We start from the raw sequence: 908 nt of genomic DNA, 5'->3' as shown, positions 1-908 counted from the left end.
CGGGCGGCAGGTCGCGGCCGATGCCGGCGCGGTGCTCCGGCCGCGGCGCGAGGTCGCGGGTGCGGCGCAGCGGCCATTCCGACTCGTCCTGCGCGAAGAGCCGCAGCGCGGTGAGCTGCACCGGCTCGTTGAATCGCAGCACGATCTCCTGCGGGGGCGTCGCCAGCGTCTCGCCCTCCGCCGGCGCGGTGCCGGTCAGCCGCGCATGCGCCGCCGCGCCGCGGGGCGCGGCCAGGACGAGCGCGGCCAGGGCGCAGGCCCTTCGTCGTGTCCAGGTCATGCGGCTTTCCTGCGGCGCCCGGCGCGTCACGGCAAGTGCGCCGAGCGCCTCAGCGCGGCAGGGTCTCCACGAAATACTCGTAGCTGTCGGCGTTCTGCGCCGCGCGGCGCGGATCCGCCTTCGCCAGCACCAGCGACGCGGTGTGGCCATAGGCATGGTCCAGCGTGCCCGCCGCGACATGCGATGTCTCGTGGATCAGGATACCCCAGCGGTTGTCGCGGCCTCCCATGCCGGCGCGGAAGAAGGCCGGGCAGAGCCCGATCATCTGGCCGCCCATGGCGGCATAAGCCATGCGCGCGCTGCCGCAGCTCGGCAGGTCGTTGCAGAGGATCTTCAGGCTGTCCGGCCGTTCCAGCCACGCCGCGGTGCGCTGCAGGCGCAGCGCGATCTCCGGCCGCGGCGCGGTACCGAACCAGCGCGTCACATGCGGATGGTCGGGCTGCTGCCGCAGCAGGCTCACGGCCTCCGCGATGCGCTCGCGCGCGACGCCGCGGGCCTCGTCGATCATGCGCCGATGCTCCGCGGCGCAGGCGGGGCCGGGGATGTCGGCGGGGTGGCGCAGCGCCGCGCCGGGCTTGCCGAACGCCGCTTCCCCCGCGACGGCGTGGCCATCCGGCGGGATCGCGCC

At 75.2% G+C, this 908-nt stretch carries 2 protein-coding genes; both read right to left on the bottom strand.

Going from position 1 to position 908, the window contains the following annotated elements; all coding sequences use genetic code 11:
- Positions 1–280 (bottom strand): copper resistance protein CopC (locus tag OZN99_RS32535; protein WP_270939314.1); only part of this gene is annotated, 280 nt, incomplete at its 3' end.
- A gap of 49 nt (positions 281–329) precedes the next feature.
- Positions 330–908 (bottom strand): M35 family metallopeptidase (locus OZN99_RS32530; RefSeq protein WP_270939313.1); only part of this gene is annotated, 579 nt, incomplete at its 5' end.

It is taken from the genome of Falsiroseomonas oryzae (assembly GCF_027856955.1).
In the GTDB taxonomy this organism is placed as follows: domain Bacteria; phylum Pseudomonadota; class Alphaproteobacteria; order Acetobacterales; family Acetobacteraceae; genus Falsiroseomonas; species Falsiroseomonas oryzae.
The sequence above is the reverse complement of the archived record's forward strand: the minus strand, read 5'-3'. Positions and strand labels throughout refer to the sequence as shown.